Annotated in this window: 11 protein-coding genes; 4 read left to right on the top strand and 7 right to left on the bottom strand. The window is 56.3% G+C overall.

Annotation, left to right across the window (positions count from 1 at the left end):
• The first annotated feature begins 261 nt into the window (after window positions 1-261).
• The 3 genes from C4520_02515 to C4520_02525 are packed head-to-tail and all read left to right on the top strand — an operon-like array spanning window position 262 to window position 3,760.
• Window positions 262-510, top strand: coding sequence for a hypothetical protein (locus C4520_02515; protein RJP25368.1), 249 nt, complete (start codon window positions 262-264; stop codon window positions 508-510).
• A complete protein-coding gene (locus tag C4520_02520; protein ID RJP25369.1) occupies window positions 507-2,405 on the top strand; it encodes a hypothetical protein in 1,899 nt (632 codons plus the stop codon). Before C4520_02515 ends, C4520_02520 begins: the two co-directional genes overlap by 4 nt.
• A 29-nt stretch (window positions 2,406-2,434) precedes the next feature.
• A complete protein-coding gene (locus tag C4520_02525; GenBank protein ID RJP25370.1) occupies window positions 2,435-3,760 on the top strand; it encodes an aspartate aminotransferase family protein in 1,326 nt (441 codons plus the stop codon).
• A 409-nt stretch (window positions 3,761-4,169) separates the two neighbouring features.
• Here C4520_02525 and C4520_02530 read toward each other — a convergent pair whose 3' ends face one another.
• Genes C4520_02530 through C4520_02555 form a run of 6 tightly spaced genes read right to left on the bottom strand, consistent with a single transcriptional unit; the run spans window position 4,170 to window position 11,087 of the window.
• Window positions 4,170-4,958, bottom strand: coding sequence for an SDR family oxidoreductase (locus C4520_02530; GenBank protein ID RJP25371.1), 789 nt, complete (start codon window positions 4,956-4,958; stop codon window positions 4,170-4,172).
• Window positions 4,959-4,993: 35 nt separating this feature from the next.
• Complete coding sequence (locus C4520_02535; GenBank protein RJP25372.1) at window positions 4,994-6,187, bottom strand: MBL fold metallo-hydrolase; 1,194 nt, start codon at window positions 6,185-6,187, stop codon at window positions 4,994-4,996.
• Window positions 6,188-6,199: 12 nt separating this feature from the next.
• Window positions 6,200-7,633: an amidase gene (locus C4520_02540; GenBank protein ID RJP25373.1), complete on the bottom strand. Its 1,434-nt coding sequence runs from the start codon at window positions 7,631-7,633 to the stop codon at window positions 6,200-6,202.
• Between the two features lie 45 nt (window positions 7,634-7,678).
• A complete protein-coding gene (locus C4520_02545) occupies window positions 7,679-9,247 on the bottom strand; it encodes a long-chain-fatty-acid--CoA ligase (GenBank protein RJP25374.1) in 1,569 nt (522 codons plus the stop codon).
• A 14-nt stretch (window positions 9,248-9,261) separates the two neighbouring features.
• On the bottom strand, window positions 9,262-10,263 hold the full coding sequence (locus C4520_02550) for a nitronate monooxygenase (protein ID RJP25375.1): 1,002 nt from the start codon (window positions 10,261-10,263) through the stop codon (window positions 9,262-9,264).
• Window positions 10,264-10,298: 35 nt separating this feature from the next.
• On the bottom strand, window positions 10,299-11,087 hold the full coding sequence (locus C4520_02555) for an enoyl-CoA hydratase/isomerase family protein (protein RJP25376.1): 789 nt from the start codon (window positions 11,085-11,087) through the stop codon (window positions 10,299-10,301).
• Between the two features lie 249 nt (window positions 11,088-11,336).
• Between C4520_02555 and C4520_02560 the strand changes: the two genes are divergently transcribed.
• A complete protein-coding gene (locus C4520_02560; GenBank protein ID RJP25377.1) occupies window positions 11,337-12,284 on the top strand; it encodes a hypothetical protein in 948 nt (315 codons plus the stop codon).
• A gap of 38 nt (window positions 12,285-12,322) precedes the next feature.
• Here the strand turns inward: C4520_02560 and C4520_02565 are convergent, their stop codons facing one another.
• Complete coding sequence (locus tag C4520_02565; GenBank protein RJP25378.1) at window positions 12,323-14,224, bottom strand: RHS repeat protein; 1,902 nt, start codon at window positions 14,222-14,224, stop codon at window positions 12,323-12,325.
• Between the last annotated feature and the right edge of the window lie 56 nt (window positions 14,225-14,280).

Below are 14,280 nucleotides of genomic sequence, written 5' to 3' on the forward strand. Positions count from 1 at the left end.
TTGGCTTTATGACTTCAAACTCGACTTTCGATTCAAATGAAGAGATGAAAATGTAAAATAAACTGTTTCAATAAAATCTCTGCAAAAGCAGGAATCCAGGGTCTGGCAGAGGAAGACAAATCTCAATTACGGGACAGCCTCTTAGTCCCCCTTTCCTAAAGGGGGAATTTAAGAGAACGGCAGAATGCAGCCGGTACAAAAATTAGTCGAGCTTGCCTGATGTGAACAGCAACAAGCTGTAGTTCTGGAAACGAGGTTTTTATGGCGCACGTGGACGAAAATAATCCGAAGATATTGATCGACCTCGACAAGTGCACCGGTTGTTTGAACTGCCAGTTGATCTGCTCGTTCACTTACAACGAGGTCTTCAATCCGGACTTGGCGAAGATCAGGATCATCCGGACGGAGGACGACGGCAAGGCTGCACGTTTCGACGAGGATTGCCTGCAGTGTTCGATCTGCGCCGATTACTGCGTCTATGGGGCATTGACCCGGGTGGAGGCGCCATGAGAACGGAATATTTCGGGTACGCTGGCAAGATACTGTTCATCGACCTTACGAGCGGGACGATCGACAGGCAGCCGCTCGATCCGGGCGATTGCCGCGGGCTTCTCGGCGGCCTCGGCATCAACAACAAGCTTGCGTATGACCATCTCAAACCGGGAGTCGACCCTCTTTCGCCGGAGAACCCGCTCATCCTCGGGGCGGGGCCGCTGATCGGGACGATGACGCCCGGCGCCTCGCGCATTGTCGGCACATCGAAATTTCCGTTGTCGAATGCGGTCTCGGCCGGCAGCGGGAGCCTCACATTCGGTTTCTCGATGAAACGCGCCGGCTATGATCATATTGTTATTACCGGCAAGGCCGCCGCGCCGGTTTATGTTTTTATCGATGACGGGAAGGTCGAGATTCGCGATGCAAGCGATCTGTGGGGAAAGGATATTTACGAAGCTGTCGATTCTCTGTGGGCGCGCCATGGGCGCTGCTCGGCAATTTCGATCGGGCAGGCCGGCGAGAACCTGGTGAAGTTTGCGATCGCACTCGTGGACAAATCAGCGACGCTGGGACGAGCGGGCTTCGGCGCCATAATGGGCTCAAAGAATCTGAAGGCGATCATTGCGCGCGGCAGCGGCGGAATTAAAGTGGCCGACCCGAAGGGCTTCATGCACGAGGTCAATAAGCTGTTCAACCGGGCAAGGAATTACAAACTTCATTCGGCGGCGGTCGCCTATGGCATTTTGAATGCGGGCGGCTCGTTCATGCTGGGCGAGGAAGGCCCGTACGGCCTGAACGTTTACAACCGCCTCAAGCGAGACCGGTGCGCGTGCCCCTCGTGTTTCATCGCGGACAAGGACATCCTCGTCGTGCCGGAGGGCGAGTTCAGCGGCATGAAGACGTACACGCACAGCTACGGGATCATCGCGCAGACCGCGATGAAAGGAAATATTCCCGAGTATCCGAAGGCGACGCACATCGTGAACCTCCAGAACCGGTATGGATTGGGCCAGCAGGAGTTCGAAAGCATATTCCAGCTTCTGTTGGAGGCCGGCGAGGCGGGGGCGATACGGGAAGACCAGTTCGGCAAGATCGAGCGGAATTACGAGACGATGCGCGATCTGGTGGAGAAAATCAGTTTCCGGCAGGGCGTCGGCGATATCCTTGCTGAAGGCTGGACCGCCGCGGCAAGCGAGTTTGGGCTCGATCCGGACCGATTCACCTCTCACGTCAAGGGGCTCGGCACCTTCTTCGATCCGCGCGAAAAGGGCTTAGGAACAATGGAATTCGAGCAACTGGTGAACCCGCGCGGCGGGCATCATCAGTCCGGCGGCTCGCCTTCGTATAATGCCGGAGCGCCGCTCGAGATGTTCGGCAAACATGCGGACAGAATGGGAGCGCCGCCGGACGCGGTGGCCCGTATCATGGACAGTCCGTTCGGATTCAATGTCGGCCGCTTCACGCGGTATTCCGAGGACTGGTTCGCGGTCTTCGACTCGCTCGGGGTTTGCATCCGCAGCCAGAACAACCGTTTTTACAGCGCCGACATCTGTGCGCGTCTCTTCTCGACCGCGACGGGAATCGAGATGGACAAGCGCGCGCTGATGGAGGCGGGCGAGCGGGTGTGGAATCTTTACAAGGTTCTGAACTGGCGCGAGGGATTCGACCGCAGCAAGGACGCTCCACCGGCAAAATGGTTTGAGCCGCTGAAGGCGGCAGGCGGCGAATTCGAGATGAAAGATTATTTTCAGACGAAGACGTTGACGAGGGCGGATATCGAACGCCTGCTCGACGATTATTATGAGGAACGCGGCTGGGACATCAAGACCGGGTGCCCGAGCCGGAACAAGCTCGAACAGCTCGGTTTTGATTACGTGGTAAAGGGTTTGGAAGCTGCGGGGCTGCTGTAGCCGGGGCCAGAACAAGGAGAAGTTTCGAAATGGCGAGAGAAAACGTGAAGCTGCCGAAACAGGGATTGCCGAGGGAAAAGGTCCTCGAGCATTTGGACGATCTGCATGAGGGCGATGCGAACTGGAAGGAAGGCCGCACGTGGAGCCTGGTGTATTACGCGGGAGAAGAGCACACGTCTTTTCTGAAAAGCGCGTACACCAAATATTTTTCCGAGAACGGCCTGAGCCCGCTGGCGTTTCCGAGTATAAAGAAATTCGAGACCGAGGTCGTCGCGATGACGGCCGACATCCTTGGCGGCGATGAGAACGTTACGGGCACCATGACCTCGTGCGGGACCGAGAGCATATTAATGGCAGTGAAGACGCATCGCGACTGGTTCCGCTCGACCCGGCCTGAGATAAAGAACCCCGAGATGCTCCTGCCCGCGACGGCGCATCCGGCATTCGAGAAGGCGGCGCACTACTTCGACGTGGCCTCCGTGCGGATTCCGGTGAAGGCGGATTTCAGGGCTGACGTCGAGGCGATGCGGCGGGCGATTAATCAGAACACGATCATGCTGGTTGGCTCGGCGCCGTCGTATCCGCACGGCGTGGTCGATCCCATTGCCGAGCTGGCGGCGGCGGCGAAAGAGCGGGGACTCGGAATGCATGTGGATTCGTGCCTTGGCGGATTCCTCTTGCCGTTCGTGAAGAAGCTCGGGTACCCGGTGCCGGAATTCGATTTCCGGGTGGATGGCGTGACCTCGATATCCGCCGACATTCATAAATACGGTTTTGCGGCGAAGGGGGCGTCAACGGTGCTTTATCGGAATCCGGATATCAGGCGCCACCAATTCTTCGTGTATACCGACTGGTGCGGCGGAGTGTACATGTCTCCCACGATGGCGGGCACGCGTCCGGCAGGTTCGATTGCGGCCGCGTGGGCGACGATGCAGGCAATGGGCGAGGATGGATATCTGCGCAACGCGAAACAGATCATGTCGACGACGGAGGCGCTCATCAAGGGAATCAGCGCGATTCCAGGTTTGCATATCCTGGGCAAGCCGGTTATGAGCGTTTTCGCGTTCACGTCGGATGAATTCAACGTGTTTGCGCTGGCCGACGCGATGGAGGCGCGCGGGTGGCATCTGGACCGCCAGCAGCAGCCGTCGGCATTGCACATGATGATTACGCTGGCGCACGAGAAGGTGGTCGACCAGTTCCTGACAGATTTGCGGGCTTCGGTCGAGCATGTGAAGGCTAACCCCTCGACTGCCAATGAAGGCTCGGCGCCGATGTACGGCATGATGGCGACGATCCCCGACCGCGGCATGATCCGCAATTTCGTTTTTGAGGCGATGGATAATATCTACTGACTGGCCTGAAATGGTCAAGTATGGGGTATGAAGTGCTGGGCCGTACTGGCGGATGAGGCGGATGCAGCGCCTGGTTCTCGCCTTTCCCGATCTGTATTGTTAACAAACAGGCGGGAAGGTAGTTGACGGCATAAGTCCTTACTCATCAGGGTATTATCACGTCTCTGGCGACTCATCACAAAAAATCTTTTGAAAAAGACTTGCCTTAAGAAAGTTGATATGCTATAATCTTCGCAAGCTATGGGGCAACCCGTAGACCTCTCCTCATTGGGCTGAGTGTTTGGGGTGACACTCAGCCTTCTCTCCTTTAGGGCCCGGGACGAATTCGGCGGGATTTGGCGGACCGAGCGAAGTACTTTATTTACTTGAGTGTTTAGGTCATATTTGCATTCTCTATCCCATCACCTCTTCAGCCCATCATCTTTTCGACGTCGATTTGCCAGCCGGCGCTCATGCCGCCGTCGACGACGAGGGCGTGGCCGTTGACGAAAGAGGAATCGTCTGAAGCGAGGAAAACGGCGCAATTGGCGACTTCTTCCGGAACGCCAAACCGTCCTGCAGGGCTGAGGCTGTTGAGGTAATCTTTGACTTCGTTGGCGCCGGGCAATCCCATGACGGCCTCGACCATGGGGGTGCGGATGAATCCGGGGCAAATGCAATTTGCGCGGATATTCTTTCTGCCGTAATCCATGGCGGTATTTTTCGTGAGGAGCACGACGCCCCCTTTCGATGCGTTATAGGCGCTCAGGCCGCCGGCGCCCATGATGCCCGCCACCGAACTCATGTTCACGATCACTCCGCCGCCGTTCTCGATCATTCTTGGAACAGCAAATTTAGTTCCCAGGAAAACACCGCGCAGGTTGATTGCGATGACGCGGTCCCATGCCGCCTCGTCGGTGTCGGCGAGCCGCTTGAATATTTCGACGCCGGCGTTGTTTACCATGATGTCCAGAGTGCGATATTTGGATGTGGCCCGATCGATTAGGTTCTTGACGGCGTCCGAATCGGACACATCGGCTTCGATAAAGAAGGCTTCGCCGCCGTCACCCTTGATTTTAGAAACGGTGACTTCTCCGCCCTCGGCATTGATATCGGCTGCCACAATTTTTGCGCCTTCGCGCGCGAAGGCATAGGCAATCGCTCTGCCGATACCTGAGGCCGCGCCCGTAACAATTGCGGTTTTCTTCGCCAGCTTCATGTGGTTCTCCTTTTTTTTCAAGAAAACATCCTTGCTTATCGTCTGAGCAGGATCGTGCTGTTTTCGTCGTTAATGATTGACTGGATGCGCGCGTAGACGTCCTCGAATTTTTCGCCGGAATTAATGAAGTAATGCACGAAGCCGTCGATATGCGAGCGGCGCAAACCGCCCGCAATCTGGAGCAATTCGACGTGGACGAAGGCTTCCTGTCCTGCTAGCGGATTGAATTTTGTCGGATCGACGTGCACATCGAAGTAGCGCCTCATTGTTGCGATTTCCCAGATGCTGCGGGGTTTGCGGCACGCGTCGTATGTGAGGCGGAGCCTATGCTCGTGGTGTTTATCGAGGAATTCCAGCCGCTCATGTAGTTTGAGGATGGCCTTACCGTGCGCCGGCAGAACGATGGCCACGTCTTTCAGGTCCTTCATATACTTCAGCGTGCGCAGGTACGCGATCAGGTCGTCGGGATGAGGCGTAATGGGATAAAGCAGCGTGTCGCCGCACAAGAAGATCGATTCTTTTTCGGATTGATCATAAACAAAGAGTCCGATTCCACCGGGGGAATGTCCGGCGTAGTGCCGGACGCACAGCCAGTCCTTCTCGAAGTTATCGAGTCTGAGACGGCCGTCGAACGCGATTGGGCAATCAACGCGGAGCGAAAGGTCGGTGGTTTCCGGATTGGCGGATGCGTTGCTGCGGCCGCCCTGTTTGGGAGGAGGCATTCCGATGGCCATGAGAGCGGGCCTGCGCTCGACCCAGAATTTCACCATTGCCCAGGGATTAGTGATCTGGTGCGAATCGGAAACGTGCGCCGCGACGCGCGCGCCGGACAATTCCACGATGCGCCGGCCGAGCAGGTAATGGTCCGGGTGCCCATGGGTAATAACGAGGAAATCGATTGTTTTGGGGTCGACGCCCGCGAGCGCGAGCGCGCTCAGAAGCTGTTGTTCGCTGTGATTGTCGGGCAGAGCTTCGACTTCGGCCGGTATTCTCTGATTGCGCCAGTAATAGAAGAGATCCTTCGCCAGATTGGTTGGTATTCCGGTATCGACGAGAATGATAATTTCCTCGTCGATGATAAGGTACAAATGAGTGGGCCCGGGCCCGATGACGGAAGGGCAGAAGGTGGTAATCTGCACCAACCGCCGATCGCCGCCGAGTCGGTATTCGCGCACGCGGCCGCTACCGCTTGCGTCGCCTGCCCTGAGAAGCCTGCTTGATACGTCCATTCGTTTGGTTCCTTAGTTGTTCTTGCTGGTGAAATCGCGCACGGGAGTAGGGACGAAGTCCGGCCACGGGTAGAGTTTTTCGAAAACGGCCGAAAGTCGAAGCACTCCTGCGTCGTCGTGTCTGCGCCCGACGATCTGGAGTCCGACAGGAAGATGATCCTCAGTGAAGCCGCACGGAACCGATGCCGCGGGCTGGCCCGTGAAATTGAACGGATAGGTAAACGGCATCCACGCCAGCGGAGAGAGCCTCTGGCCGGCGACGGTTTCCGGCGCCATTTTCCCTGCCTGGAATGCGGCGACGGCGGTTGTCGGCGTCAGAAGGAAATCGTATTTTTCGAAGATTTTCTGCACCCTCTCATGAAAGACTTGTCGGCGGAAAGAGGCCTGCACGTACTCTTTCGCAGAGATATTCTTCCCCATCTCGACAAGCGTCACGAGGCGCGGGTCCATTTTTTCGCGGTTATCTTCGAGAGAATCGCCGATTGCCGCTTGAAAATCGGCCATCACAAAAATGCTGAGCTCGGCTTCAGGGTTTTCCAAGGCGGGATTGATCTCTTCGACCCTGCATCCCGCGCGGCGAAAGAGTTTGGCGGCCTCGCCTGTGATTTTCAGGATTTCCGGCTCGACCGTCGCGTAACCCAATGTAGGGCTCCACGCGATCTTCGTGCCCTTCACGGCGCCGCTCAGCGAGCGGGAGAAGGCACCGCTGATTGGCGGTAAAGAAGACCGGTCGCGCTCGTCGGGTCCGGCGATGATATCCATAACGAGTGCGGCATCGGCGACGGTTCGAGTGATGGGGCCGGTATGCGCAAGGGTTTCCCAGCCGGGGAACGATGGGTATCTGGGCACGCGCCCAAAGGAGGGCTTCAGGCCGAAGACGCCGCAGAGTGCACTGGGAATTCGGATCGAGCCGCCGCCGTCGCTTCCGAGCGCGATCGGGCACATGCCGGCCGCAACGGATGCGGCCGCGCCTCCGCTCGAGCCGCCGGGGGTTTTATCCGTGTTCCACGGATTTCTCGTGATGCCGAACAGCGGGTTATCGGTTGCGGCTTTATAACCGAATTCCGGCGTATTCGTTTTTCCGATAATGACGGCGCCGGCCGCTCGCAAGCGAGCGACTGCGGGTTCATCCTCATCCGGAACGAAATTTTCGAAGAGTCTTGAGCCGCCGGTGGTGCGGACTCCTTTGGTGAAAATGAGGTCCTTGATCGAAACGGGGACTCCAAGAAGTGGAGGAGCGTCCTGTTTCTTAAGGTAAGCTTTTTCGGCTTTTCGCGCCTGTTTGCGCGCTTCATCCGGGAGAAGCGTACAGAAGGCGTTCAGCTTCGGACCGTCCAACGTGATCCGTTGAAGAACGGCTTCCACGACTTCCACAGGCGAGAGTTTTCGCCGCCGATATGCCGAAAGCAGTTGTCTGGCGGTGAGACGGCACAAATCGTTTTCCATGGTTCGGCTTCTCCATTGAACACGGAATGCGTCCCCTTTGCGGTATCAGTAAACCTGGCGATCCTGGCCCGCCCAATATTTCTCGCGGAGGACGCGTTTCAGAACTTTGCCGCTGGGGTTGCGCGGCAGAGAATCGACGAACTCGATGCTTTTCGGTTTTTTGTAGCTGGCAAGGTTGGCCTTGCAGTGATTGATCAATTCTTCTTCCGAGCACTGCATTGCCGGTTTCAGGACCACGAGCGCTTTCACGTTTTCGCCCCATTTCTCGTCGGGAACTCCGATGACGGCGGCCTCGAGCACGGCCGGATGCGCGAACAGGACGTCCTCGACCTCGCGCGGATAGATATTGGCGCCGCCGCTGATGATCATGTCTTTCTTGCGGTCCACGATGTATATCCAGCCCTCGGAATCAACGGTGGCGAGGTCGCCCGTGTGGAGCCGGCCGTCGCGAAGCACCTGCGCGGTAGCCTCGGGCATTTTCCAATAGCCGGCCATGACGGTGTCGCCCTTGACGGTCAGTTCGCCGACTTCGCCCGGTTTAACGTCCTGCCCCTGCTCATTGAGCACTCGCACATCGAGCTCCGGCAATCCCTTTCCGCAGGAGGTGAGGCGGCGCGTGCGTTCTTCGGGCCCCTCGAGAACGTGCTCGGTTTCCGGCAACAGGGTCATGAGACCGCCTTCCGCGCATCCGAAGTCCTGGATGAAGATGGGGCCGATCTTTTCCATCGCCTTTCGCATGAGCTGGGGCGGCATGGGAGAGGCGCCGTACGTAATCCGCTGGAGGCTGGAGAGGTCGAACTGGTCGAAGTCGGGGCAGTTGACGATAAAGTTGATCATGGCGGGCACGAGGTGGACGTCGGTGATCCGTTCGTTCTGTATGGTTTCGAGCACTTCGACCGGGTTGAAGTTGCGCAGGATGACGGTGGTGCTTCCCATGCACGAGCAAATCGAGTCCCACCCGCCGCCGCTGAGCGCGTAGAATGGAGTAACCACGAGCGAGCGCGTGGCTTCATCGATTGCGAAATTGGAGACCGCGAGATCTACGAGCGCGGTTACGCTACGATGGGTATGCATGGCGCCTTTGGGAAGGCCGGTGGTGCCGCTGGTATAGAGCAGCCATATCAAATCGTCGGCGGCAGGCAATGATGGCGGCGGAGCGGATGAAGCTGATGATATTAATTCCTCGTAATCGCGTAAGCCGGCGGCCGCGGTCTGGATGCCGATAAAATGTTTGGTGGAGGTAAGACGATTTTTAATCGACTCGATCAGCGAGGAGTACTCATCCGAGACAAGGAGGATTTTTGCTTCCGAATCGTTCAGGATGTATGCGATTTCGCGCGGGGAGAGCCGGTAATTGACCGGGACAATCATGAAATTTCCGAGAGCAACCGCCCAGAAGAGCTCGCGGTATTGGTGGCAGTTCTGAGAGAGGATCGCGACGCGGTCGCCCTTGCGCGCGCCGAGGTTGTGCAGGGCGTTCACCAGCTGGCAGACGCGGGTGAGCAACTGCTCGAAGGTGAAGCTGTCACGCTCGTACTTGATGGCAAGCTTTGATGGATCTGATTCGCAGACGGATATGAGTCGTTCGGCGATGAGCGGTTTGCTGCGGTTCATGAATCCCTCCTCCCCTACGCCGACAGTTTCGTCAAAATTTCATCCGCTTCGGCGACTATTTTATTTACGATATCAGCAGCGCTTGTCACTTCGTGGATCAGGACGGAAGATTGTCCGGCGGCGCAGGAGCCGATATCGATCTTGCCGTGCAGTCGCGCCGCCTCGTAGATGTTTTCGCCGATGTACTCGCTGATCTTCTGAATCTGGATCGGGAACGGCTCGATTTCGGCCTCGCGCGTTTCCCATTCGGAGCTTGTCCTGTTCTTGATGACGCGGCACGGTTTTCCGGTGAAACAGCGCGTGCGGACGGTGCCTTCGTCGTCGATCTCGGCGATCTTGTTCTTATAGTTCATGTGTGCGTAGGCTTCTTTGCTGGCGACAAAGCGGGTGCCCATCCAGACTCCGACGGCGCCGAGCGCGAGCGCGGCGACGAGTCCGCGTCCATCCGCGATTCCTCCGGCGGCAACGACGGGTTGTTTGACACAATCGACGACAGCCGGCACGAGCGCAAGCGTGCCAACCCTGCCGGTATGCCCGCCGCCATCGTATCCTTGCGCGACGACGATATCGACTCCGCCGGCGGCCACGCGTTTCGCGTTTTTCGTATTGCCGACAAGCGAGATGACCTTGATACCCAGCTCGTGCGCCTGTGGAACGACGGGGGCGGGATTGCCCAATCCTGAAGCGAGGATGGGTACGCCTTCCTCAAAGACGATATCGATCTGCCTTCTCACCTCATCGGTGAACTCTTCTACGCGCGGGTCTGCGGAAGGCCGGCCGTAGGTCGCGAAAAGGATGTCGACACCGAACGGTTTATCCGTGCGGTCTTTCACCTGGCGGATCGCATCGCGAAGCTCATCAAGTGTCAGGAAAGCGGCGCCGATGACTCCGAGCCCCCCGGCCGCGGAGACGGCTGCAGCGAGTTCGGCGCGCGCGACGAATCCCATTCCCGCCTGGACAATCGGTTTCTCGATGCCAAGATGTTTGCAGAGGGTGGTGTTGAGTGCCGGATGCATGTTGAACCTCCGTTTCGAAGGAATCAGAGTTCTTCCTATTTTCCCTTGAACACCGGTTTGCGGCGCTCGATGAAAGCGGTAATCCCTTCGATCACGTCTTCACTCGAAAGGCATTTTCCCATATGTTCGCGCAGGTCGGAGAAATCTATTTTTTGCTCATAGGCGAAGCATCGGGAAAGCGTTTTCTTCATTCCTTCCAGCGAGAGAGGGGCGTTGGCGGCGATTTCACCGGCGACAGCCTGTACCCGCTCCTGCAGTTGGGCAAGCGGGACGACCTCGTTGACCATTCCCATCTGCTTCGCTTCGGCGGCAGACACCATTCTGCCGGTGTAAAGCATTTCGCGGGCGTAGGTGACGCCGACAGCGTTCACGAGCCGTTGCGCGAGCGGGAACGGCACGAGCAGTCCGATTTTGGCGAGCGGCATGGCGAATTTGGCGGTATCGGCGGCAATGAGGATATCGCAATGGAGCGCGAGTTCGCATCCGCCCGCGATTGCATATCCGTTTACCATGGCGATGACAGGGTAGCGGAACTCGGTGATGCTGTGCATCGCCTCCTCGATGCCGATATCCTCCCAGGAGGACGGGTCGGTGATCGATCTTCCTGTGGAGGCCAATTCGGCGAGGTCGATGCCGGATGAAAACGATTTTTCGCCAGCGCCCCTGATGATGACGGCGTGAATGTGATTCTTATGGTTCAAGCTTCGCATGAGGGCGGTGAATTCTTTCCACATGGCAAGGGTGAACGAGTTGCGGCGATCGGGGCGGTTGATGGTAATCGTGCAGATTGAGTCGCGTTCTTCAACAAGGAAATTGCTCGACATAGCCTCCTCCAAGGAAATTTCTCTGAAAGGACTTTATGATGCCGGAGCGGCGGCGATTACTTTATCATAATCCAAATCAGCAGACAAGGCGGAAATTAGTGCGACCTTTTTATAAGTTGTCGCCGGTTTGCGGTACAGCGGGATAGGACAAGATGCAGGCTGGGAAGCCTGCGCTACGTCGGGCACCTGAGCCGGTCCTTTCTTGACATGTCCCGCCGGGTGCTATAGCATAGTGGCGCTTCGGGGAAAATGGATGGGGAAAGGGAAGCCGAGATGAAATTTTTCAATTGGATGTGCCTCTTCGTGTTCGGGCTAATGATTGCCGGCTGTGCGCGAATGGCGGCGGACAGAGTCGAAAGACAGCCGCTGATTGTTCTGCTGACAGATTTTGGAGAACGAGACCATTATGTCGGCGCGTTAAAGGGGGCTATTTACAGCGCAAATGCGGACGCGCGCATAGAGAATATAACTCACCAGGTGGAGAAGTACGATATTTGGGGAGGAGCTTATACGCTTGCGGAAGCGGCAAGGGAATATCCGGGCGGCACAATCTTTGTGGCGGTTGTGGACCCGGGAGTCGGCTCCGAGCGCAAGGGTATCACAGTATTGACGGAGAACAAGAAGATTTTTGTCGGGCCGGACAACGGGATTCTTTCGATTGCGGGAAACGACGCCGGCGTCGTCGAGATACGCGAGATAACAAATGGTGCACTCATGCATCCCGGTGAGATTTCGAGCACCTTCCACGCGCGCGACATTTTCGGGCCTGTGGCCGGACATCTGGCGACAGGAGTTCCATTCGAATCCGTAGGGCCGCCGCTATCGGGTATGGAAGAGCTGAGTGCACCGAAAGCCGTATTGAAAGAAGAAGCAGTCCGAGGAGCTATCCTTCACGTTGATAACTATGGGAACATCATCACGAATATTCCGATTCGATTTGTTGAAGCGTTGGGAGTTCAACCTGGTTTTTGCGCCATACTCACCATTGGCGAAGATTGTTTTTCTGCGAGATTCGTTCGCACGTACAGCGATGTTGCGGAAGGAGATTTTCTGTTCCTCAACAACAGAGGTTCAGTTGAGATCGCGATCAATCAGGGAGATCTCGGGAGCAGGGCTCGCGCGGAGCGCGGGATGGAAGTAATCCTGGCCCCGCTTCATACGGAGGAATCGTTGCCATTACCGATGGGCTGCAACTGAGGGGAGGGTTGGCAGGCGCTCAACCGGCAACTGCGGAATCACGATAGCGCATATTCCAGCAGGCTGCGGGGGCCCTGGATATCTATCAGGCGATCGCGCGAGTCGTAGGTGGCTGTTATCGTGCGCCCATCAGGAAGAATCACCTTGATGAGGTTTCCAAAGGAATCGTATTCATACGTGGTAATGGAAGACACGCCGCCGTTTTCGTACTGAACCACTTTCCAGAGGAAGTCCCCTCTCCTGTAAACAAACTGTGTTTTCTTCCCGTCGTATCCGATCTTGTTGATTGCGTAGCATGCGTTTGGATAAAACTTGTCGGGCGCATCGTACTCATAGGATTCCGTCCGGGTCTCACCGTTCGGCTCGATCATGACGACTTTGGTTACACGACCCAGCCAATCATAAGCAACCTGCGCCTTTTTTTCCTTATCACCTTTTTTCTCGACAAGTTGGACGATTCGACCCGCGCCGTCATAGAGAAATCCAGTTTCGTGTCCAGCTCCGCCAGTTATCTTCTGAACCAACCCATGTTCGTCATGAGACACCCGCCACTCTTCCGGACTGGGGGTTCCGTCTTCACTCTCTGCAAGGAAGCCCTTGATATCCGGGAGTCGTCCCAGGGCTTCGGCTTCTTTGACTCGAAAAAGTTCTTCGATTTTATCGAGAGCATCCGCAGGAATTTCCAGCAGGTTGTCATTTTGATCCACGATACTTGTTGGTTTGGCAGGATTATCGGGGTCGTTGTAGGAAATCTTTAATTGGAGAGTATCCGGGGTTTCGCCTTCCGTTTCGGTCGTTCCAACGGAAACGCCGGTCACATTGAATTTTTCGTCGAACTCCACGACCTTCCTGAAAACGGAGGATTGCGAAGAGTCGATTTCCGTTTTTTCCACGGTGAATTGACCACCCTTTGTGATGTACTTATACTTCTCGATCTCGCCCGAATCCGGGTACTCTCTTCTCACGATATGTCCCGTGTTGTTATAGGTGACGACTTCAATAAACATCTCAGTCCCGCGACAGCGGGCCATCACCGTCTGGTGTTCTTCCGGCTTGTACTGGTTGATGTATTTGTAAAGCGGTCCCTGCCCGTTATTATCGCCATACGTAAGAATGCATCTCCCGTTCTGATCGTATTCATAAGACATCGAGAAACCATGCTCGTCCTGCAAGCGCGTCAGGTTATGAGGATCGTTAGGGTCCTGATAATAATAACGGCGGGTGTAGATGACATCGGGGCTGACCGGGTGTGAGACCTGCGTCAGGTTGCCGATCTCATCGTAGCCGTAACGGATGGGGCGGTCGGGCGGTCTGCCCGGTTCAAAGATCTCTGTTACGCGCCCGTCGGAGTATGAGAGGCGGATAACGCGCCCGTGCGGATCGATGATCTGCGTCGGCAATGAGCCGTCATCGGGCACAAACTTGATGGAGCGCCCATCCTTATATTCAATCGCGGACACATGGACTGGAACGTGCGGCTCCTTCCAAAATGCATCCGGGAAGATGAATTTTGTTCCGTCTTTCGCGATGCAGATCATCCTGTACAATGGATGCGGCTCGCCGGGATTGATAAGCTCGCGAGTAAGCGTGTATGTATTCCATGGGCCGGGCTGGAATTCCTTCTTGCCAGGAAAAAATGCGAAAAAATTGAGCTTGCCTTCCTGGTTCATGAACTCGAACATCTCGTCGCTCCGCTTCGTGAGCGTGAAGTTGTAACTGTGAGTCCACCCGTATCCAAAGGGTCCGTCATACTCGGCGACACTGTAGTACTCGCGGGAAAAAACCATGTAATCGTAGGTCCCCCCGAGCACGAAGTCCACCTGCGGGAAAGTGTGCACATGTCCATAAACAATGTTGAAAGGGTCGCCGGCGCATTCCGGTTCTTCCGCTGCCGAGGCCTTCTTACTCATTTTGGACACTTTGGGCTTGGGTTTGGTCAAAAATCTGCAAAAACCCCTTATTTTTTGGGGGTTCGATTTTCCGGAAGTCGAAATGT

The sequence above is a fragment of the Candidatus Abyssobacteria bacterium SURF_5 genome (assembly GCA_003598085.1).
GTDB lineage: Bacteria > Abyssobacteria > SURF-5 > SURF-5 > SURF-5 > SURF-5.

Bases quoted from the DNA above. Each gene is read 5' to 3' on its own strand.
- C4520_02560 (RJP25377.1), top strand. From the start codon at position 11,337: ATGGATGGGGAAAGGGAAGCCGAGATGAAATTTTTCAATTGGATGTGC.
- C4520_02545 (RJP25374.1), bottom strand. From the start codon at position 9,247: ATGAACCGCAGCAAACCGCTCATCGCCGAACGACTCATATCCGTCTGC.
- C4520_02530 (RJP25371.1), bottom strand. From the start codon at position 4,958: ATGAAGCTGGCGAAGAAAACCGCAATTGTTACGGGCGCGGCCTCAGGT.
- C4520_02525 (RJP25370.1), top strand. From the start codon at position 2,435: ATGGCGAGAGAAAACGTGAAGCTGCCGAAACAGGGATTGCCGAGGGAA.
- C4520_02520 (RJP25369.1), top strand. From the start codon at position 507: ATGAGAACGGAATATTTCGGGTACGCTGGCAAGATACTGTTCATCGAC.
- C4520_02535 (RJP25372.1), bottom strand. From the start codon at position 6,187: ATGGACGTATCAAGCAGGCTTCTCAGGGCAGGCGACGCAAGCGGTAGC.
- C4520_02515 (RJP25368.1), top strand. From the start codon at position 262: ATGGCGCACGTGGACGAAAATAATCCGAAGATATTGATCGACCTCGAC.
- C4520_02550 (RJP25375.1), bottom strand. From the start codon at position 10,263: ATGCATCCGGCACTCAACACCACCCTCTGCAAACATCTTGGCATCGAG.
- C4520_02555 (RJP25376.1), bottom strand. From the start codon at position 11,087: ATGTCGAGCAATTTCCTTGTTGAAGAACGCGACTCAATCTGCACGATT.
- C4520_02540 (RJP25373.1), bottom strand. From the start codon at position 7,633: ATGGAAAACGATTTGTGCCGTCTCACCGCCAGACAACTGCTTTCGGCA.